This window comes from Mycobacterium marinum (genome assembly GCF_003391395.1).
Taxonomy (GTDB): domain Bacteria; phylum Actinomycetota; class Actinomycetes; order Mycobacteriales; family Mycobacteriaceae; genus Mycobacterium; species Mycobacterium marinum.
The window spans coordinates 1,891,675-1,911,659 of the sequence record NZ_CP024190.1 but is presented as its reverse complement, the minus strand read 5'-3'; the positions used below and the strand labels follow the sequence as shown (position 1 = coordinate 1,911,659).

Genomic DNA, 19,985 nt, shown 5'->3' with positions numbered 1-19,985 from the left:
GCCGTGATGCGGCCCGATCGTGTCCTGCCGAAATGCCCCACGCGCATCGCTGTGCAACAGTGATGCGCGTGCCTTCGTATCTGTTGCGCATCGAACTGCTGGACCGTCCAGGCAGCCTGGGGTCGCTCGCGGTCGCACTCGGTTCGGTAGGTGCTGACATCTTGTCGCTCGACGTCGTCGAGCGCGGCTGTGGATATGCAATCGATGATCTGGTCGTCGAGCTTGCTCCGGGGGCCATGCCGGACGCATTGATCACCGCCGCGGAATCCCTCAACGGCGTCCGAGTGGACAGCGTGCGTCCGCATACCGGCCTCTTGGAAGCCCACCGTGAGCTGGAGCTTCTTGACCACGTCGCCACGGCGCGGGACAACACGTCCCGGCTGCAGGTTCTGGCCAACGAGGCGCCCCGAGTGCTGCGGGTCAGCTGGTGCACGGTGCTGCGCAGCGTCGAGGGCGAGTTGCAGCGGTTGGCCGGAAGCCCGGGCGCCCCGGAGACGCGTGCCGCTTCGGCACCGTGGCTTCCGATCGAGCAAGCCACACCGCTGGACGGAAGCGCCGAGTGGGTGCCAAAGGTCTGGCGCGATATGGACACCAGGATGGTGGCCGCGCCGCTGGGCGACCAGCACACTGCGGTCGTGCTGGGGCGGCCCGGCCCGGAATTTCGGCCCTCGGAGGTGGCTCGGCTGGGCTATCTGGCCGGGATCGTGGCCACCATGCTGCGCTAGCGCGGCGCGGCTAGTGCGATTCTTTGGCAACCACCGGGTCGTCGTCTTCCCATAGCAGCAGTTGACGAACGGCCGTCCGTGGACCGTAGGGGCGCAGCATCTGGCTGGCCGGACGGGGGCGCACCCGCAACGGCCACCAGAACCAGCGCCCGAGCAGCGTGGCGACCGACGGTGTCATGAACGAGCGCACGATCAGGGTGTCGAACAACAGGCCAAGACCGATGGTGGTTCCTATCTGACCGAGCACCTGAAAACCGCTGAACACGAAGGCGCACATGGTGACGGCGAACACCAGGCCGGCCGAGGTGACCACCGAGCCGGAGCCCGCCATGGCACGGATGATCCCGGTCTTGAGTCCGGCACCGATCTCCTCTTTAAACCGTGAGATGAGTAGCAGGTTGTAGTCGGACCCCACGGCCAAGAGCAGGATCACGGCCAGGGCAAGCACCACCCAATACAGCTTGATGCCAAAGAGGTACTCCCACACCAGCACCGACAGGCCGAATGAGGCCCCCAGCGACAGCGCAACCGTGCCTACGATGACCAGCGCGGCAACCAGGCTTCGGGTGAGAAACATCATGATCAGCAAGATCAGGCTCAGCGCCGCGATCCCGGCGATCATCAGGTCGTACTTGGCGCCGTCTTGGATGTCGTAGTAGGTGGCCGCGGTGCCGCCGAGGAAAAACTGCGCCCCGGCCAACGGGGTGCCCTTGACGGCTTCGTGGGCGGCCTTCTTGATCGGGTCGATGTGCGAGATGCCCTCGGGGGTGGCGGGATCGCCTTCGTGGGTGATGATCATGCGGGCCGCCTTGCCGTCAGGCGAAAGGAAAAGCTTCAGACCGCGTTTGAAGTCGGGATTGTTGAAGACCTCGGGCGGCAGGTAGAAGGTGTCGTCGTTTTTGGCCATATCGAAAGCCCGGCCCAGTGCCGTGGCGTTTTCGATCGCTGCCGCCGTCTGCGCATAGATGCCCGACAGGGTCGCGTAGTTCGCCATCAGCAGTTCGCGATTGGTCTCCTGGCTGGCGATCTGGGGTGGGATCAAGCCCACCAGTTTGGGCTGCAGCGCGTCGAGCCGGTCCAGGGTCGCCGTGAGGTCCTCGAATTTCGATGTGAGCTGGTCGATCCCGTCGAGCGCGTCATAGATCGACCGCAGCGCAAAGCAGACCGGGATGTCATAACAATGCTTCTCCCAATAGAAGTAGCTGCGTATCGGCCGGAAGAAGTCGTCAAAATTCGCGATCTTGTCGCGCAGCTCTTTCATCGTCGCGATGGTGTCGTGGAAGTTCTCGGCCTCGCCGTGCGTCGTGCCGCGAGTTCCTGCTGCAGGGCGTATTGCTTGTTCAGCAGGTCGATCGTGGTCGATAGTTCGCCGGCCTGCTTGAGCAAGTCGTTCGCGCGATCTCTTTGGTAGGTGAGGTTTTCGATCTGATTGGCGCTTTGCGCGCTCATCTGAAACGCCAGCGAACTGTGATCAAGCGGGGTGCCCAACGGCCGGGTGATCGACTGCACCTGGGCGATGCCGGGTACATGAAAAACCGCCTTGGCCACCCGGTCCAGGATGAGCATGTCGGCCGGGTTGCGCAGGTCGTGATCGGTTTCGATCATCAGCAGCTCGGGCTCCAACCGGGAGCGGGAAAAGTGCCGCTCGGCGGCCGCGTATCCGACGTTGGCCGCGGCGCTGGAGGGCATGTAGGGGCGCGTGTCATAGCTGGTCTTGTATCCCGGCAGGGCCAGCAGACCCACCAGCGCCAACGCGCATGCCACCACCAGAACGGGGCCGGGCCACCGGACGATCGCGGTGCCGATCCGCCGCCAGCCGCGGGTTCGCATCGCGCGTTTGGGCTCGAAGACGCCCACCGCCGAGCCCAGCGTCAGCACCGCAGGACCCAGGGTCAGCGCGGCCAGCAGCGCAACCAGAATGCCCAGTGCGGCTGGGATACCCAGGCTGTGGAAATAGGGCAACCGGGTGAAGCTCAGACATGCCACGGCACCGGCAACGGTCAGGCCCGAGCCCAGAACGACGTGGGCGGTACCGCGAAACATCGTGTAGAACGCGGTATCTCGTTCCTCGCCGGCAGAGCGGGCCTCCTGATAGCGGCCGACCACGAAGATCGCGTAGTCGGTTCCGGCGGCGATGACCAGCAGCGTGAGCAGATTCGTTGCGTAGGTTGAGAGCCCGATGATTCCGGCATTTCCCAGCACGGCGACGATGCCGCGGGCGGCGGCCATCTCGATGAGCACGGTGAGCAGCACCAGCAGCGTGGTGAGGACGGAGCGGTATACGAAGAACAGCATCACCGCGATCACCCCGACGGTGATCGCGGTGACCTTGGCGGTCCCCTTGCTGCCCACCTCGAACTGATCCGCAATCAGGGGCGCGGGGCCGGTGACATATGCCTTGATACCCGGCGGCGCCTGGGTGTGCTCGACGATGTCACGGACCGCGTCCACCGACTCGTTGGCCTGCGCCGAACCGAGGTTTCCCGTGAGGTAGACCTGCACGTAGGCCGCCTTGCCGTCGGTGCTCTGCGCGCCCGCCGCGGTGAGCGTGTCGCCCCAGAAGTCTTGTACATGCTCGACGTGCTTGGTGTCTTGTTCGAGCTTGTGAATCAGGGTGTCGTAGAACTTGTGGGCGTCGGCGCCGAGCGGATTGTCGCCTTCGAGCACCACCATGGCCGAGCTGTCGGAGTCGAACTCACCGAACACCTTGCCGATTCGCTTGGTCGCCTGCAACGACGGCGCATCGGGGGAATTCATCGCCACGTTGTGGGTCTTGCCGACGTCCTCCAGCTGTGGCACCGAAGCGTTGGTTATCGCGGCAAGGGCCAGCCACAGCAGCACGATGGGAACCGCGAGCCGGCGGATGGCGTGCGGGATGCGAGGCGGCGTGGGCTGCTGGTCACTCATCCGGACTTGTCCAGACAGAAGGTGTAGGCATCGGGGGTGTTGACGATCCGCTCGTCCTTGACTTCACCGTTGACCGTGATCCGGCAGCCAATGGTGCCGCCGTTGCCCTGCGCCACCACGTTGCCCAGAACCGCCGGCTCCGTCGTGGTGATGGTGAAGGACCAGGGCAGCGGCGCATCCACGACTTGCTGGGGTTGAGCGTTCACGTCGAGGTAGTTGATGGTCGCCACGGCCCCCGGGGCGCCGAACACATCCAGAACTACCTGTTTGGGGTTGAAGGGGACGATTTCATTCGAGATGCCGTTGGCGCCCGAAGCGTTGTTGTGCGACCCGAAAATCCCGTGCAAACGATAGATCGCAAATCCCGCGATCACGACGACGGCCACCGCGACAATCATCATCCACCCCCTCCTGACGAGGGCTGCCATTGAAATCTCCTTCACTCGTTGGCCTTTCGACGAGGGGCCGAAGCACCCGTGCCCGGGTGGCGGTGCACTTCAAGTGAGTTTGACTGCTATGACAGTACGGTACTGGACCGTACTGCACAAGAAACGTGCCTGTATCCTCCTGGTGCGCGCGGATCTCGCCGGGGCTCAACGGTCACCCGGTGGCTTGGGTCAGGCCGGGCATGATGAAGTCGTCAACCAGAAGCTGCACCGTGTGAGGGGTCGGCGGCCGGTTGGGGATGATGGACCGGAAGATGAGATAGCCGGGCAACAGGTCCCAGAGTTCGTCGGTGATGGCCGCCTGGGTGATCTCACCCCGGTCGACCGCCTGTTGCAGCACTTGCTGGATCAACGCCTTGCGCTGATCCACGAATTGACGCTGCAGCGCGTCACTGAGCGCGGGGTGCCGCGACACCTCGACGAGCACCGCGCGGATGGTGCTGGCTTGTTGGTGGGCCTGGCCGCAAATGCCCTCGCCGATCTTCACTAGATCGTCGCGCAGCGAGCCGGTATTCGGCGCGACGGCGACCTGTCGCACCCCCTCGATGAATGCCGCCAGCACCAATTCGGCCTTCGACGGCCAGCGCCGGTACACGGTGGCTTTGCTGGCCCGGGCGGTGTTGGCAACGGCGTCTATCGTCAACCGGTCGTAGCCATGTTCTTGCAGCAACTGCAACGTCACCGCAAGCAACTCCGCCTCACGCGGCGACCACGGTGATACCTGCGCGGACCGGTCGGCAGTCTGCGTCATAGCGCCCACGATAGAACTCGCCGGTGGTAGCCACAATCGTCGCGGCCCGGTCGTCGGGGGTTGCGACCGCTAGGTCGGCTCCCCCACTTCGGCCGGGGGGCCCTGCTCCAACAACTTTCGAAACCCATCTTCGTCGAGGATGGGCACGCCGAGTTCGACCGCCTTGTCGTACTTCGAGCCGGGTGCGTCACCGGCGACGACGTAGGAGGTCTTTTTCGATACCGAACCGGCGGCTTTGCCGCCACGGGTCACGATCGCCTCCTTGGCCTCGTCCCGTGAGAATCCGGGCAACGAGCCGGTGACCACCACGGTTACCCCGGCCAGTGTGCGCGGCACACTGTCGTCGCGCTCATCGGCCATCCGCACACCGGCGGCCCGCCACTTCTCGACGATCTCGCGGTGCCAGTCGACGGTGAACCACTCCGAAACGGCGGAGGCGATCGTCGGTCCCACTCCCTCAACGGCGGCCAACTGTTCGGTGGTCGCGGCGACGATCGCATCGATGCTGCCGAACTCGGTGGCTAGTGCGCGTGCCGCTGTCGGTCCGACATGGCGGATGGACAACGCCACCAGCACGCGCCATAGCGGCGCCGCCTTCGCCTTGTCCAGATTGGCCAGTAGCCGCCGGCCGTTGGCGGACAAGTCACCGGCCTTGGTGCGGAACAGGTCGGTGCGCAGCAGCTCTTCCTCGGTGAGTCCGAACAGGTCGCCTTCATCGCCGATCACCTGCGCCGAAAGCAGCGCGGCGCCAGCCTCATAGCCCAGCATCTCGATGTCGAGGGCATTGCGGCTGGAGACATGGAAAACCCGCTCCCGCAACTGCCCCGGACAGCTGCGGGTATTCGGACAACGGATGTCGGCGTCGCCCTCCTTCTCCGGAGCCAGCGGCGTGCCGCACTCCGGACACGTTGTGGGCATGACGAATTCGCGTTCGGACCCATCACGAAGGTCGACCACCGGACCCAACACTTCGGGGATCACGTCACCGGCCTTGCGGATCACCACCGTGTCGCCGATCAGCACGCCCTTGCGCTTGACCTCCGACGCGTTGTGCAAGGTGGCTTGTGCCACCGTCGAGCCCGCGACCTTCACCGGCGTCATGAACGCAAACGGCGTGACTCGCCCGGTTCGGCCGACGTTGACGCGAATATCGAGCAGCTTGGTCTGGGCTTCCTCGGGCGGGTACTTGTACGCGATCGCCCAGCGCGGTGCCCGTGAGGTGGAACCGAGCCGCCGCTGCAGGGCGACATCGTCGACTTTGACCACCACGCCGTCGATTTCGTGGTCGACCTCGTGGCGATGCTCGCCCCAGTAGTCGATGCGCTCCTGTACCCCGGCCAGGTCGGCGACCAACGTGGTGTGCTGGGAAACCGGCAGCCCCCAGGCCTGCAACGCCAGGTAGGCCTGGTGCAGCGTCGCCGGGCGAAAGCCTTCGGTGTGGCCCAGCCCATGGCAGATCATCCGCAATCTGCGCCGGGCCGTGACCGCCGGGTCCTTTTGCCGCAACGACCCGGCCGCGCTGTTGCGGGGGTTGGCGAACGGTGCCTTGCCCTCCTCGACCAAGCTCGCGTTGAGCGCCTGGAAATCAGCCACCCGAAAGAACACCTCACCGCGGACCTCGAGCACCTCGGGCATGCGGTGGTCCTCGCTGTGGGAAAGCCGTTCCGGAACGTCCTCGATGGTGCGGGCATTGAGCGTGACATCTTCGCCGGTTCGGCCGTCGCCCCGGGTGGAGGCCCGGGTCAGCCGCCCCCCTTCGTACACCAGCGACAGCGCCACGCCGTCGATCTTGAGCTCACACAAGTAGGCCGCCCTGTCGCCGACATCGGCGTGGATGCGGCCGGCCCAGGCGGTGAGTTCCTCGGTGTTGAACGCGTTGTCGAGGCTGAGCATTCTTTCCAGATGCTCGACGGGTTCGAACTCGGTCGCGAAACCGGCGCCACCGACCAGCTGAGTGGGCGAATCGGGTGTGCGTAGCTCGGGATACTGTTCTTCGAGCGCCTCCAGCCGGCGCAGCAATTCGTCGAATTCCGCGTCGGTGATCACCGGCGCGTCGCGCACGTAGTAGCGAAACTGGTGTGCACGCACCTGCTCGGCCAGTTCCTGCCACTGCCGCAACACCTCAGGAGTCATTGGCGATCAGGGGCACGACGTCCGCGCGGCGGACCCGGCGCCCCATCCCCCTTCCCATCCGTGCGTGCGGCCTCGCCGCACACGGCCTTGCGACGTCCACCCGGACCGCCGACATCTCAATTATCAGGCGCAACGCAGCCACAATACGTAGCTGTCGATTCGGGGACGTGGCCCCGGCCCGGTTCGCACGCCAATCGGCCCAGAATGGCCCGCGACGGCCCGGGGTGGCTAGGTCAACGACAGCAGTTCCGGCGTCTGAGGGTCGCCGGGAGCCTCGAGCGTGCCGGTGCCGTCGGCTGCCGTTTGCTCAATTCGGGCGGCAATGACGTCGTCCCATTCGTCAAGGCGCGCCAGGAAGAACTTCTCGGCCTCGTCGTAGGGCAGGTCCGGGCGTGGCGCGATGAGCGAACAGACATCGGCATAAACACGCGCGGCCTCCGGGTCCACGAAATCCCATTCACCCAGCGGCCATTCCTCGCGTAGATAGCCCAGATCCGAATACTCCTGGTATAGGGGTGTTCCCGGATACGGGGTGATCTTGCCCATGAACTTATAGGTGGAGATGAATTTTGTGGCCCGTAGCAGCCGCGCGGTCTCGCGCAATTCATCCGGCTGCACCGTGGGATGAAACATGATGGTGCCCGGTATTACGTCAACGCCCACCTGCTGCAGTGCGTTGATCGTGTCGGCGGCATCTTGTCCGCGATTGATGATCTGTTTGCGGTACGCGCGGAGTTGATCATAAGAACCGGTTTCCAAGCCGACGAAAACCCGGCGCAAACCCGCTTTGTGCAGGTGTTTGAACAGTTCTAGATCCACCACGGAGTCCAGGCGGATATCCATCATGAACTTGACGTCAACGCCGCTGTTGATCATGGCGTCAGCAAACTCGGCCGCGCGTTGTTGCGAGCTGGGATGCTTGGAGATGAACAGGTCGTCGGTGATGCAGAGAAAGCCAATGTCGAAATCGGATTTCAGGTACGCGATCTCGTCGACCACCGCGTCAACCGACTTGGCCCGGTAGCTGTTGCGCCCGAGCATCGCCGACATGGCTCCGGTGCCGCAGAACGTGCAGCGGTAGGGGCAGCCACGGGTCGAAAAGACCGCGGCGGAAAAGCCATCGGCAAGAACGCTCGGCAACTCGTCGCGGGCCGGACGGGGCAGCTCGTCGAGGTCGATCAGGCGCGACGGCGAGCAGATGATCTGCCCGCGATCGTCCCGGCGGGCCAACCCGGGAACGTCGTCGAGCGCAGCGCCATTGGCCACGGCATTGGCAAGCTTGGTGAATCCGACCTCGGCGTCTCCAACGATCACGAAGTCAAAGCAGTCATGCTGGCGCAAAATCCGCTCGTAATTCAATGTCGCGATCGCATTTCCCAGAGCGATCTGCACATCGTCCCAGGTCTCGCGGACGCGCTGCGCTAGCCACAGCACCTCAGGAAGGGTGTCGATGCACGAAAAGCCGACCAGCCGGGGCTTACCGCTGCAACGCACGGCGTTCTCGATGGCCGACCACGTTTCCTGTACCGAACTGTGCCCGGCAACGAGCCCGTTGACGGTGGCAATCTCGATCCCCTGGGTCTTGGCGTAAGCCTTGATCGACATCATGCCGAGGTGCTCCATCGGCATGGTGGAATACACCCACGGGTCGCCAAGCTTCTGCTCGCTCAAATAGGAGCGCCCATTACGGCGGGCACCGGGAGGATTGACAAGCAATATCGTCACTTCTGGACCCCACGACCGAAATCAGCAGTTGATAACCTGATTTTCACTCACGGTCTGCATGGCCCGAACCAACAGACTTCGCGCGAGCTTAACCCACACTCGCGAAAACAATCAGGAATGGCTTTCGGCTCGCAGAATCGCCGTTGTCTCGCGAATCGATCACTCACCCATTCCGTTCCGTATGGGATATTTCCGAACCCTACTCACGCGAACGAGTGCGGTCTGTCCGCCAATCGGATGCATACACCCGTCGACCCGCATGTCCACCAATCAGCGGAACAGGGTGAGGTCTCCGCCAGGGCCACAGGCCCCGAACATCGCACCCTCAGATGGCATCGGGGTCTCGAGCCAGGCCTTCGGCGGCCTTGCGGGCGAGGCCGATCGCGGTGCGGGCCCATTGCGGCGTCGCGCCGGCCAGACCGCAGCCCGGCGCGACCCCAACACGGTCGCGCAGCACCGCGCGGCCGAAGCCAAGCCGGTCGGTCACCGCGACCACGTCGGCGGCGACCTCTTCGGCCGAAGGCCGGCGGTCGGGAACGCTGGCGGGCACGACGCCGAGCACCACCGTGCGGCCCGAGTCGATGAACGCCGCGATGCTGTCCAAGTCCGCGGCACGCAGTGTTGCGACATCCACCGACACCGCGCTGATACCACTGCGCTGCAAAAGATCCCACGGCAGCGCCGCCGCGCAGCTATGCAGCGCCACGTCGGCGCCGGCGGCCTCGACGCAGGTATCGAGCAGCCCCAGCGCCACCGCCTCGTCGAGTGCGGCGACCGGGGCCAGCGAAGTCACGCCCGTCAGCCGCCCCTCCAGGGCCGCCGGTAGCGTCGGCTCGTCGAACTGCACCACCACCGGTGTATCGAGACGGCGCGCCAATTCCGCCCGGTGGGCGGCCACTCCCTCGCCGAGCGAGGCGGCCAGATCACGCACGGCCCCGGGGTCGGTGATGGCCCGATGCCCGTTGCTCAACTCCACCCCGGCCGCCAGGGTGATCGGCCCGGGAGCCTGCACCTTGACCACCCGCCCGCCGCCCCGAAGGCCCGCGGTCTCCCAGGCTTCTTCCAGGGCGTCCATGTCCTCGTTGAGCATGCTGATGGCCCTGCGGGTCACCGCGCCGGGCCGCGACACAATGCGGTAGCCGCGCGGCACCGTGTCCAGGGCCAAGTCGACCAGCAGCGCGCCCGCCCGCCCGAGCATGTCGGCACCCACTCCCCTGGCGGGCAACTCCACCAGATAAGCCAGCGCATCCGCCAACTCGCCAACGACGACCTCGGCGGCCGGCCGCGCAAGGATGCCCGGCCAGGACCCGACGCCGGTCGCCGTTGCGAAAACACTCACTTGCCAACCGTATTCGACATCACATCGGTGGCACACAGCCAGGGGTGTTTACCGACGGACCGCCGGGGTAGGTTGCAAGCACAAAGGGGTGGCAGATGGCCAGACTGATTCGACCGCTGTCGATGTGTTGCGCCACGCTCCTGGCAGCGGCGTGTACGCGAGTGGTGGACGGCGAAGCGCTGCCCGCGTTCGGCGCGTCTGCCCCGGAGGCGCGGCAGGCCGGCGCCCTGCTGTTGGACCAATCCCGGATGCGCGCGATCACCGGCGCCGGCGAGGACCTGACGATCATTCCGGCGATGGACGGCAGCTATCCGGTGGATATCGATGCCCTGGCAAAGACCGCGCCGGTGGAATGCCGGTTCATCTTCTCCGAGAGCACCACCTTTGGACCCGACATCGCGGGGTTCCACAAGACCACCTTCCAAGATCCGCCAGATAGCGCTCTGATCTCCGAAGCCGCGGCGGTGTATCCGGATGCCGACATCGCCCGACGAGCCTTCGACGATCTGGTGGGCGCCGTCGGAAGTTGCGCAGACAGTTCCAGCGGCTGGTTGTTTGTCAGCAGCTGGAAAGCCGACGCCGACTCGCTGCGCATGCGCCCCGGTGACTGCGGCCGCGACTACCGGGTGCTTTCGGTGGCCCTGCTGGAAGTCACCTTCTGCGGGTTCCCGGATTCGGTCTCTGACATCGTGCTGACCAACATCGCCGCCAACGTGCCGGGCTAGGACACCGGCGAGCACGCCGAGGTTGCGGTGATGGTGGCACTGCCCAGCACCTCATCGCCGTCCGGATCGGGGCGGTACAACACCAGCGTCTGACCCCGTGCCACCCCCCGCAGCGGGGAATGTAACCGAACCGACAGTTCGTCGCCGACCAATTCGGCTACCGCACTGGTGGTTTCACCGTGCGCACGCACTTGAACCGCACACTCGAGCGGGCCCGTCGGAGCGGTCCCCGCGGTGAAGATGGGCGCCCGCCCCGTCAGCGCGTGCACCTGCAGATCGGCCACGTCACCGACCCGAACCGTGCCGGTTTCGGCGTCGATCGCCGTCACGTAGCGCGGGCGGCCGTCGGGTCCCGGCCCGGGGATTCCCAGGCCCTTTCGTTGCCCGATGGTGAAACCGTGCACGCCGTCATGGGTGGCCAGCACCGCACCGGCCGCGTCCACCACGGTGCCGCGACGAACCCCTATCCGCTCGCCCAGAAACGTCTGGGTGTTGCCCGACGGAATGAAACAGATGTCGTGGCTATCCGGCTTGTCGGCCACCGCCAGGCCGCGCCGGGACGCCTCTTCCCGAATCTGCGGCTTGGGGGTGTCCCCGATCGGGAACATCGCGTGGCGCAGCTGCTCGGCGGTCAGCACCGCCAGCACGTAGGACTGGTCCTTGTCCTGGTCCACAGCGCGGCGCAGCCGCCCCTCGGATAGCCGGGCATAGTGGCCGGTAACCACCACGTCAAAGCCCAGAGCTAACGCTTTGGCATACAGCGCCGAGAACTTGATGCGCTGATTGCAGCGAATGCAGGGGTTGGGGGTCTCACCGCGGGCGTAGGAGGACACGAAGTCGTCGATCACATCCTCTTTGAACCTCTCGGCGAAATCCCATACATAGAACGGGATTCCAAGCACATCGGCGACCCGGCGCGCGTCGGATGCGTCCTCTTTGGAGCAACAACCCCGGGAGCCGGTACGCAGCGCGCCCGGCGCGGTCGACAGCGCCAGATGCACGCCGACGACGTCGTGGCCGGCATCGACCATGCGGGCGGCCGCCACCGATGAGTCGACGCCTCCGCTCATTGCGGCTAGAACTTTCACCAGGCCGCTCCCGCGGCAGCCACGGCGGCAGAGCGGGCGCGAGCCACCGCTGCGGGCAGCACCTGCAGCGCCGCATCGACGTCCGCCTCGACTGTCGTGTGCCCCAGCGAAAGACGAAGCGAGCCGCGCGCGCTGGCCGGATCGGCGCCCATCGCGATCAGCACATGCGACGGCTGCGCGACACCGGCGGTGCAGGCGGATCCGGTCGAGCACTCGATTCCGTTGGCGTCCAGCAGCATCAGCAGCGCATCACCTTCGCAACCGCGGAAGGTGAAGTGCGCGTTGCCGGGCAGCCGTAGCGGATCGCGGGCACCATTGAGACGAACGTCGTCGATTTCGGCGAGCACCCCGGCAACGAGGCGGTCCCGCAACGTCTGCAGCCGCGCACAGTTGGCTTCCAGCCCGTCCACCGCGATCCGCGCCGCCGCCGCCATACCGACCGCACTGGCGACGTCGGGAGTGCCGGACCGGATATCGCGCTCTTGGCCACCACCGTGCAGCAGCGGCACACAACTGACGTCGCGTCGCATCAGCAGCGCCCCGGCTCCGGGCGGGCCGCCGAACTTGTGTGCCGTCACACTCATCGCCGCCAGGCCACAGGCACCGAAGTCCACCGGTATCTGGCCGACGGCCTGCACGGCGTCACTGTGCATGGGGACACCGAACTCGGCGGCAACCCCGGCCAGTTCGGCGATCGGCATGATCGTGCCGACCTCGTTGTTGGCCCACATCACCGATACCAACGCGACATCGTCATGGCTCTCCAGCGCATCGCGCAACGCGCTGGCCGACACCGAGCCATCGGCGTCGGTGGGCAGCCAGGTCACCTCGGCGCCTTCGTGCTCAACCAGCCAGTCCACCGTGTCCAAAACGGCGTGGTGCTCCACCCGCGTCGTGACGATGCGCCGACGGGCGGGCTGCGCGTCCCGGCGCGCCCAGTACATTCCCTTGACGGCCAGGTTGTCGCTCTCGGTGCCCCCCGCGGTGAAAATCACCTCCGAGGGGCGTGCCCCCAGCTTGGCCGCGATCAGCTCGCGGGATTCCTCGAGGCGCCGGCGCGCAGCCCGCCCGGTGGTGTGCAGCGACGACGCGTTGCCCACGGTGGCCAGCACAGCCGTCATCGCCTCGATGGCGGTTGGATGCATCGGGGTGGTGGCGGCGTGATCGAGGTAGACCATGACTCGCCCCACGATACCGGCCAGGTCAGCGACCCCAAACTCCTGAGCCGGTGGCCGCGCCTACCACCCCATCGATCCAGGAATGCCCTTGAACGGGCCGACAATCCAGCTGGTGATCCATCCGCCGTAAAAACCGCCGGGTTGGGGCACCACCGGCTCGCCATTGACCGTGCAGCGGTCCACCTGGGCCGCCATCACCGCGATCGCACCAGCGATGGGCTGGAAGGGGTGGGTGGGGTTTGGGTAGGTCCATGCCGCGCGCGCGGCCTGTCGCGCCGGGGTTACCAGGTCGAAGTAGCTCGCCCGGCCCTTCCACTCGCACCATGAACCGCCCGCCGCCGGGCGCAGCACACCGTCGCCGAACGCATCTTCGGGCAGGTAGTACGTGGGTGGGTGACTGGTCTCCAGCACGCGCCAGGCTCGGGTCGCCGACGCAATCGTCTGGCCGCCCAGCTCGATGGTGATCGAACCGGCGAACGGCTCCAACCGCGGCGGCCGGGGATAGTCCCACACCGACTCCTGGCCGCCGGCGGGCGGATCGGGTGTTGGCCATGTTGTCATGACGGCCTCCTGCACGCTGGGCTGACGGTCCCTGTCACCCATTGTCCACAGACACGTTGCCGCAGGGTGAGAGGCTTTTCAGGCCACCAGCGCGGGCCGGTGTGCCGGGTGCGCCGCCCCAGCGTGCACTGCGGACTGGCAGCGGCTGGCCAGGGCCCGGCGATCGCGGCCCGGCAGTTGCAGGGAATCGACATGCACCGACGCCACGATGCGACGCACGGCGAGCACCCGGCGAACCGAGCGCGCCAGGGTGTCGTCTCCGACGAAGGCCGGGATGGTCGAGATGGCACCGTTGACGTGGTGATATGTCAGCCGCAGCGGCTGCACCGGACGGCCGGCGTCAATCGCGGCCTGAAACATCGCGGGATAGAAGCTGCCCGACGCCAGCCCGCACCAGGTGGTTCCTTCCGGAAAGGCCACCACGGTCTGTCCTGCGCGCAGCCGGCGGGCGACGGTGTCGACCACGCCGGGCAGCCGGCGCAGGCTGGTCCGCTCGATCGGAATGATTTTCAGCAGTCGGGCCACAATCTCGACCCCGGGTCCGGTGAACATGTCCGCGCGGGCCACAAATGAACCTGGCAGTACCGCGCCGATGGCAAAGACGTCCAGCCAGGAGATGTGGTTGCTGACCACCAGAACCCCGCGCAGGTTGCGGATCGGGCTGCCCGACACCGTGATCCGGACACCGAAACAACGCAGGACCAGCCGGCAGTATGCGCGTTGTGCGTGGCTGCGGCCGGGCACCGGCACGCCGAGCAGCGGCAGCCCCGGCATCAGCAGCAGCGCCCAGACGATGCGCAACGCCACCCGCAGGGTGGCCGGTACCCGGCGGGGCACCGCCGGGTGGCCGAGGCTGACGCAGCTGATGTCGCACGAGGTGCGAGGCAGCCAGGAGTGCCCGGCCTCAGCGTTCATCAGGCCGCTCCGCCCGCCAGCTCGCCCGCCATTTCCGCGGCCGCGGACACCGATCTGAGCCGCTTGAGGTAGCGGATGTCGGCGTCACGCTTGCCGAGCAGCACACAGAAATCCCCCACCCCGAAGTCCGGATCGTGGGCGGGCTCGCCGCAGGCCTGCGCGCCCAGCCGCAGATAGCCACGCAGCAACGGCGGGATCGCCGGCCGCGGCGGTGGGGCGATGTCATCCAGGCTCTTGCCGTCGATGCGCACCGGCCGGTAGGGGTCCACCCGGTAGGAAGCCGGGTGGCGCCTCAGCACGAAGTCACGCACGCCCCGCAGCTCGCGGCCCGGCGTGATGCCGTCCCGGCCGGTTGGCTCGACGATCGGCACCGACACGCAGCCGGTTACGTAGTCGTAGTCACAGCGGTCCAGGTAGGCAAGAATTCCCGCCCACATCAACAGCACCACCGCGCCATTGCGGTGCCCGTCACGCACCGCGGCGCGACCCATTTCCACCAGCGACGGCCGCAGCGGGTCGAAGGCACCCACGTCGAACTCGGTAGCGGTATAGAGGCCTCCCGCGGCGATGGCCCCTGCCGGTGGCAACATCCGGTAGCACCCCACCAGCTCACCGGTGTCGTCGTCGCGGACCAGCAGGTGATCGCAGTACTCGTCGAACCGGTCGACATCCCTGCGGTCGTCGGCCGCCGGTAGCGCGAAGCCCGGCGTGGCGGCGAACACGTCATAGCGCAGGCGCTGAGCGGCCTCGATCAGCGCGGAATCGGTGGACAGCAATAGGGAATAGCGTGGGCCGGCACCCGCATCGGTCGCCGGGCCACGCAGCTTGTCGCTGGGTATGAGGACAGAAGCGATGCTCATGCCACCAACGTGGCCTAACCGGTCAGCTAACCGGCATCAGCGCTGTGACATGTCGGTGCACGTCAGATGACGAAATGTCGCAGCCGACGATAACGGCCCCGCAGGCAAGCCTGCGGGGCCGTTACTACTACTGAATCGGCCGATCAGCCCTTGCGAGCCTTGACCCCCTCGGTCAATTGCGGGGCAACCTTGAACAGGTCGCCGATCACGCCGTAGTCGGCGATCTCGAAAATCGGCGCCTCTTCGTCCTTGTTGACCGCAACGATGGTCTTGGACGTCTGCATGCCCGCGCGGTGCTGGATCGCCCCGGAGATACCCAGCGCGATGTAGAGCTGCGGCGAAACCGTCTTGCCGGTCTGCCCCACCTGGAACTGACCCGGGTAGTAGCCGGAGTCGACCGCGGCACGCGAAGCACCGACCGCACCCCCCAGCGAGTCGGCCAGCGCCTCGACCACGCTGAAGTTCTCGGCACTGCCGACACCACGGCCACCGGACACCACCACCGTGGCTTCCGTCAGCTCGGGGCGGTCGCCGGCGACCGCCGGCTCACGCGAGGTGATCTTGGTGGCGTTCTCGGCAGGGGCCGGGACGTCCACGCTGACCTGCTCACCGGCGCCATCGGTCGGCTCGGCCTCGATCGCACCGGCGCGCACCGAAATCACCGGGGTGTCACCGGTGGCCTGGGCCTCGACGGTGAACGCGCCACCGAAGATGGAGTGGACGGCCTTGCCACCGTCGTTGATCCCCACCACGTCGACGAGCAGACCCGACCCGATCCGGGCAGCAAGCCGCCCGGCGATCTCCTTGCCGTCGGCAGTGGCAGCCACCAGCACGGCCGCCGGGGCCGAGGATTCGGCCAGTCCCGCCAGCACGTCGACGAACGGGGTGATCAGGTACTGGTCGACGACGTCGGACTCAGCGACGTAAATCTTGGCGGCACCGGCCGCCTTCAGTCCGTCGACCAGCGGCGCGGCGGTGCCGGGGGCGCCGATCACAACGGCGGCCGGCTCGCCCAACGCACGGGCGGCGGTGATCAATTCGGCGCTGACCTTCTTCAGCGCGCCTTCCGCGTGCTCAACGAGCACCAATACTTCAGCCATGGGGTTTATCGCTCTTTCGTCATTGGGCCTGAAATGCAGGGCACTCGCTAGATGATTTTCTGCGCAACCAGGTACTGCACGATCTGGTTGCCGCCTTCACCTTCGTCGGTGACCTTTTCACCGGCAGTCTTGGCAGGCTTCGGGGTCGACGACAGCACCGTCGACCCGGCGTTGGCCAGGCCCACCTCGTCGGCTTCAACCCCGATCTCGGCGAGGGTCAGCACGGTGACTTCCTTCTTCTTGGCGGCCATGATGCCCTTGAAGGACGGGAAGCGCGGCTCGTTGATCTTCTCGTTGACGCTGACCACAGCCGGAAGAGAGGCTTCCAGGGTGAACAGGCCCTCGTCGGTCTCACGCTCGCCGGTGACCTTGCCACCCTCGACCGACAGTTTGCGCACGTGGGTGAGCTGCGGCAGGCCCAGGTACTCGGCGATGATGGCCGGCACCGCGCCGCCCACGCCATCGGTGGACTCGTTGCCCGCGATCACCAGCTCGGTGCCCTCGATGGCGCCCAGCGCACGTGCCAGCGCCCACCCGGTCTGGATGACGTCCGAGCCGTGCATGCCGTCGTCCTTGAGGTGGACGGCCTTGTCCGCACCCATGGACAGGGCCTTGCGGATCGCCTCGGTGGCGCGCTCGGGACCCGCGGTCAGCACGGTCACCGAACCCTCGCCGCCTTCGCGCTCGCGGATCTGCAGCGCTTCTTCCACCGCTCGTTCGTTGATCTCGTCCAGGACCGCATCGGCGGCCTCGCGGTCTAGCGTCCAGTCGCCCTCGGTCAGCTTGCGCTCCGACCAGGTGTCTGGGACCTGCTTGATCAGGACCACAATGTTTGTCATGGGTGTGGCTCGTCCTCCTCGAAGGAGTCCCGCAGCCGTCGACTGCAGGACTTCGGTCACGCGGTTCGCAACCGCACGGCATGTTACTAGGCGGTAACTTCTCGCGGTCTGCCCTCACACCTTAGCGGGTGGCAGTTGCTCAATTGCCCGCTCACCCCCCATAACCCGCGGCTATCCCACCCCGCCAGACCCCCGCGTCGGGGGCTCGAGCATTCCGGGCATTTCTGGCTACGGTTCGCGAATCGGGCGCTAGGCACTAGCCTGCGTTAGCAATGAGCTCATTCGTCCCCGACGTTCCCGACCAGATCCCGACCGCCAGTGCGCCGCCGGTCGATGCGGTGTTGATGCTGACGGGCGAACGCACCATCCCCGATCTGGACATCGAGAACTACTGGTTCCGTCGCCACGAGGTCGTATACGAACGCTTGGCGCCTCGTTGCGCGGGGCGCGACGTGCTGGAAGCGGGCTGCGGCGAAGGCTACGGCGCCGACATGATCGCCGGTGTCGCGCGCCGCGTTGTGGCCGTGGACTACGACGAGGCCGCTGTGGCGCATGTCCGCCACCGCTACCCCCGGGTCGAGGTGATGCAGGCAAACCTGGCGGACTTGCCGCTTCCCGACGCATCGATGGACGTGGTGGTCAACTTCCAGGTCATTGAGCACCTATGGGACCAGGGGCAATTCGTCCGCGAATGCGCGCGGGTGCTGCGCCCGTCGGGCGTATTGATGGTGTCCACGCCGAACCGGATCACCTTCTCCCCCGGCCGCGACACCCCGATCAACCCCTTCCACACCCGCGAACTCAACGCCGCCGAACTCACCGAATTGCTGCTAGAAGCGGGTTTTGCCGAGGTGACGATGTACGGGTTGTTTCACGCGCCGCAGCTGCGTGCGATAGATGAGCGCCATGGCGGCTCGATCATCGACGCCCAGATCGCCCGCGCGGTCGCCGAACAACCGTGGTCACCCGAACTGGCCGCCGATGTCGCGGCGGTGACCACCGCGGACTTCGACATCATCGTGGCGGGGCTGGAACCCGCCCACGAAATTGACGACAGCCTGGATCTGATTGCGATCGCGGTGCGGCATTGACCAATTGGGACAACACCAATTCGCCAGACCGGGTGCCCGGGTTGTTCACCCTGGTGCTGCACACCCATCTGCCCTGGCTTGCCCACCACGGCCGATGGCCGGTCGGCGAGGAGTGGCTCTACCAGTCCTGGTCGGCCGCCTACCTGCCGTTGTTCCGCGTGCTGCGCACCCTCGCCGACGAGGGGCGCCGCGGGCTCATCACGCTGGGGATGACTCCGGTAGTCAACGCCCAACTCGATGACCCCTATTGCCTGGACGGGATGCACCACTGGTTGGCCAATTGGCGGCTGCGCGCGGCCGAGGCCACCAGCGTCCGGTCTGCGCCCGCATCGAAGTCGGCCAAACACCTCTCCTGCACACCGGAGGCCCTACGCGACTTCGGAACCCGCGAGTGCGCCGAGGCCGATCAGGCGCTTGACGACTTCGCCACCGCCTGGCGCCATGGCGCAAGCCCGCTGCTGCGCGCCCTGATCGACGCCGGCACCGTCGAGTTGCTCGGCGGCCCACTGGCCCACCCGTTCCAACCACTGCTGAATCCGCGGCTGCGGGAATTCGCGCTGCGCGAAGGTTTGGCCGATGCACGGCTGCGGATGGCACACAGCCCATCGGGGATCTGGGCACCCGAATGCGCATACGCCCCCGGCATGGAGCACGACTACGCGGCCGCCGCGGTCAGCCATTTCATGGTGGACGGCCCATCCCTGCACGGCGACACCGCACTGGGCCGACCGGTCGGCGACACCGACGTGGTCGCGTTCGGGCGTGATCTGCAGGTCAGCTACCGGGTGTGGTCACCGAAATCCGGCTACCCCGGGCATGCCGCATACCGCGATTTCCACACCTACGATCACCTGACCGGCCTCAAACCGGCCCGCGTCACCGGCCGCAATGTGGCATCGGAGGCCAAAGCCCCCTACGACCCGCAGCGCGCCGACCGCGCGATCGACGTCCACGTAGCCGACTTCGTCGAGGTGGTGCGCGGCCGGCTGATTGCCGAGTCACAGCGCATCGGCCGGCCCGCGCACGTGGTCGCCGCGTTCGACACCGAGTTGTTCGGCCATTGGTGGTACGAGGGGCCGACCTGGTTGCAGCGGGTGCTACGCGCCCTGCCTGCCGCTGGCGTGGGGGTGGGGACGCTGCACGATGCCATGGTCAACGGATTCGTGGGCGCTCCGGTCGAATTGCCCCCCAGCTCTTGGGGTTCCGGCAAGGACTGGCAAGTCTGGAACGGCCCCAAGGTGTCCGATCTGGTCCAGCTCAACTCCGAGGTGGTCGACACCGCGCTGACCACCGTCGACAAGGCGCTGGCCCAGACCGCGTCCCTGGATGGCCCGATCCCCCGCGATCACGTCGCCGATCAGATCCTGCGTGAGACGCTGCTGACCGTCTCGAGCGACTGGCCGTTCATGGTGAGCAAGGACTCCGCCGCCGACTATGCGCGCTATCGCGCGCACTTGCATGCGCACGCCACCCGAGAGATCGCCGGGGCGCTGGCGTCGGGCCGGCGCGACAACGCCCAGCGACTGGCCCAAGGCTGGAACCGCGCCGATGGCCTGTTCGGGGCTCTGGACGCACGAAGGCTGCCCAAGTGAGCGCGCCGCT

16 protein-coding genes and 1 pseudogene are annotated in these 19,985 nt (G+C 66.5%); 4 read left to right on the top strand and 13 right to left on the bottom strand.

Annotation, left to right across the window (positions count from 1 at the left end; all coding sequences use genetic code 11):
• Positions 1–68: 68 nt before the first annotated feature.
• Positions 69–725 (top strand): ACT domain-containing protein, encoded by a 657-nt coding sequence (locus CCUG20998_RS08045; RefSeq protein ID WP_094358040.1) that lies wholly within the window; start codon positions 69–71, stop codon positions 723–725.
• A gap of 10 nt (positions 726–735) precedes the next feature.
• Here the strand turns inward: CCUG20998_RS08045 and CCUG20998_RS28090 are convergent.
• The 6 genes and pseudogenes from CCUG20998_RS28090 to CCUG20998_RS08015 all read right to left on the bottom strand — a co-directional run bounded on the left by CCUG20998_RS28090 (position 736) and on the right by CCUG20998_RS08015 (position 10,026).
• Positions 736–3,632 (bottom strand): annotated as a pseudogene (locus tag CCUG20998_RS28090) (MMPL/RND family transporter).
• Positions 3,629–4,060 carry an MmpS family transport accessory protein gene (locus CCUG20998_RS08035; RefSeq protein ID WP_181005680.1) on the bottom strand — a complete coding sequence of 144 codons (432 nt, stop codon included), beginning with the start codon at positions 4,058–4,060 and terminating at the stop codon, positions 3,629–3,631. The pseudogene CCUG20998_RS28090 and the gene CCUG20998_RS08035 overlap by 4 nt, the downstream one beginning before the upstream one ends.
• Positions 4,061–4,232: 172 nt before the next feature.
• Positions 4,233–4,841 carry a TetR/AcrR family transcriptional regulator gene (locus CCUG20998_RS08030; RefSeq protein WP_085979884.1) on the bottom strand — a complete coding sequence of 203 codons (609 nt, stop codon included), beginning with the start codon at positions 4,839–4,841 and terminating at the stop codon, positions 4,233–4,235.
• Between the two features lie 57 nt (positions 4,842–4,898).
• On the bottom strand, positions 4,899–6,962 hold the full coding sequence (gene ligA / locus CCUG20998_RS08025) for an NAD-dependent DNA ligase LigA (protein WP_020728161.1): 2,064 nt from the start codon (positions 6,960–6,962) through the stop codon (positions 4,899–4,901).
• 228 nt (positions 6,963–7,190) lie between these two features.
• Positions 7,191–8,687 (bottom strand): B12-binding domain-containing radical SAM protein, encoded by a 1,497-nt coding sequence (locus CCUG20998_RS08020; RefSeq protein WP_181005679.1) that lies wholly within the window; start codon positions 8,685–8,687, stop codon positions 7,191–7,193.
• Positions 8,688–9,012: 325 nt separating this feature from the next.
• On the bottom strand, positions 9,013–10,026 hold the full coding sequence (locus CCUG20998_RS08015) for a uroporphyrinogen decarboxylase/cobalamine-independent methonine synthase family protein (RefSeq protein ID WP_036455340.1): 1,014 nt from the start codon (positions 10,024–10,026) through the stop codon (positions 9,013–9,015).
• 95 nt (positions 10,027–10,121) lie between these two features.
• Between CCUG20998_RS08015 and CCUG20998_RS08010 the strand changes: the two genes are divergently transcribed.
• Complete coding sequence (locus CCUG20998_RS08010; RefSeq protein WP_036455339.1) at positions 10,122–10,751, top strand: sensor domain-containing protein; 630 nt, start codon at positions 10,122–10,124, stop codon at positions 10,749–10,751.
• On the opposite strand, the gene mnmA is transcribed toward CCUG20998_RS08010, so the two are convergent.
• From mnmA to CCUG20998_RS07975, 7 genes are all read right to left on the bottom strand, one after another.
• The gene (mnmA, locus tag CCUG20998_RS08005) at positions 10,748–11,839 is read right to left on the bottom strand and encodes a tRNA 2-thiouridine(34) synthase MnmA (protein ID WP_011740003.1); all 1,092 of its coding nucleotides are present in this window, start codon (positions 11,837–11,839) and stop codon (positions 10,748–10,750) included. The genes CCUG20998_RS08010 and mnmA overlap by 4 nt on opposite strands.
• Positions 11,836–13,017: a cysteine desulfurase family protein gene (locus tag CCUG20998_RS08000; protein WP_020728157.1), complete on the bottom strand. Its 1,182-nt coding sequence runs from the start codon at positions 13,015–13,017 to the stop codon at positions 11,836–11,838. Before CCUG20998_RS08000 ends, mnmA begins: the two co-directional genes overlap by 4 nt.
• 60 nt (positions 13,018–13,077) lie before the next feature.
• Positions 13,078–13,578, bottom strand: coding sequence for a DUF427 domain-containing protein (locus CCUG20998_RS07995; protein ID WP_012393510.1), 501 nt, complete (start codon positions 13,576–13,578; stop codon positions 13,078–13,080).
• 78 nt (positions 13,579–13,656) lie between these two features.
• Entirely contained in the window at positions 13,657–14,493 is an 837-nt protein-coding gene (locus tag CCUG20998_RS07990) for a lysophospholipid acyltransferase family protein (protein ID WP_020728156.1), read from the bottom strand.
• Entirely contained in the window at positions 14,493–15,353 is an 861-nt protein-coding gene (locus CCUG20998_RS07985) for a GNAT family N-acetyltransferase (protein WP_036455338.1), read from the bottom strand. The genes CCUG20998_RS07990 and CCUG20998_RS07985 overlap by 1 nt, the downstream gene beginning before the upstream one ends.
• Positions 15,354–15,496: 143 nt before the next feature.
• Complete coding sequence (locus CCUG20998_RS07980; protein ID WP_020728154.1) at positions 15,497–16,453, bottom strand: electron transfer flavoprotein subunit alpha/FixB family protein; 957 nt, start codon at positions 16,451–16,453, stop codon at positions 15,497–15,499.
• A gap of 47 nt (positions 16,454–16,500) precedes the next feature.
• Positions 16,501–17,292: an electron transfer flavoprotein subunit beta/FixA family protein gene (locus CCUG20998_RS07975; RefSeq protein WP_012393508.1), complete on the bottom strand. Its 792-nt coding sequence runs from the start codon at positions 17,290–17,292 to the stop codon at positions 16,501–16,503.
• Positions 17,293–17,564: 272 nt separating this feature from the next.
• On the opposite strand from CCUG20998_RS07975, the gene CCUG20998_RS07970 reads away from it, so the two are divergent.
• Together CCUG20998_RS07970 and CCUG20998_RS07965 are read left to right on the top strand one after the other, a co-directional pair.
• Positions 17,565–18,383, top strand: coding sequence for a class I SAM-dependent methyltransferase (locus CCUG20998_RS07970; protein WP_020728153.1), 819 nt, complete (start codon positions 17,565–17,567; stop codon positions 18,381–18,383).
• Complete coding sequence (locus CCUG20998_RS07965; protein WP_036455337.1) at positions 18,380–19,975, top strand: 1,4-alpha-glucan branching protein domain-containing protein; 1,596 nt, start codon at positions 18,380–18,382, stop codon at positions 19,973–19,975. The genes CCUG20998_RS07970 and CCUG20998_RS07965 overlap by 4 nt, the downstream gene beginning before the upstream one ends.
• The last annotated feature ends 10 nt before the right edge of the window (positions 19,976–19,985 follow it).

Excerpts from the sequence above, each read along its gene's own strand:
- ligA (WP_020728161.1), bottom strand. The coding sequence starts at position 6,962 with ATGACTCCTGAGGTGTTGCGGCAGTGGCAGGAACTGGCCGAGCAGGTG.
- CCUG20998_RS07975 (WP_012393508.1), bottom strand. The coding sequence starts at position 17,292 with ATGACAAACATTGTGGTCCTGATCAAGCAGGTCCCAGACACCTGGTCG.
- CCUG20998_RS07995 (WP_012393510.1), bottom strand. The coding sequence starts at position 13,578 with ATGACAACATGGCCAACACCCGATCCGCCCGCCGGCGGCCAGGAGTCG.
- CCUG20998_RS07980 (WP_020728154.1), bottom strand. The coding sequence starts at position 16,453 with ATGGCTGAAGTATTGGTGCTCGTTGAGCACGCGGAAGGCGCGCTGAAG.
- CCUG20998_RS08010 (WP_036455339.1), top strand. The coding sequence starts at position 10,122 with ATGGCCAGACTGATTCGACCGCTGTCGATGTGTTGCGCCACGCTCCTG.
- CCUG20998_RS08000 (WP_020728157.1), bottom strand. The coding sequence starts at position 13,017 with ATGGTCTACCTCGATCACGCCGCCACCACCCCGATGCATCCAACCGCC.
- CCUG20998_RS07990 (WP_020728156.1), bottom strand. The coding sequence starts at position 14,493 with ATGAACGCTGAGGCCGGGCACTCCTGGCTGCCTCGCACCTCGTGCGAC.
- CCUG20998_RS08035 (WP_181005680.1), bottom strand. The coding sequence starts at position 4,060 with ATGGCAGCCCTCGTCAGGAGGGGGTGGATGATGATTGTCGCGGTGGCC.
- CCUG20998_RS07970 (WP_020728153.1), top strand. The coding sequence starts at position 17,565 with ATGAGCTCATTCGTCCCCGACGTTCCCGACCAGATCCCGACCGCCAGT.
- CCUG20998_RS07985 (WP_036455338.1), bottom strand. The coding sequence starts at position 15,353 with ATGAGCATCGCTTCTGTCCTCATACCCAGCGACAAGCTGCGTGGCCCG.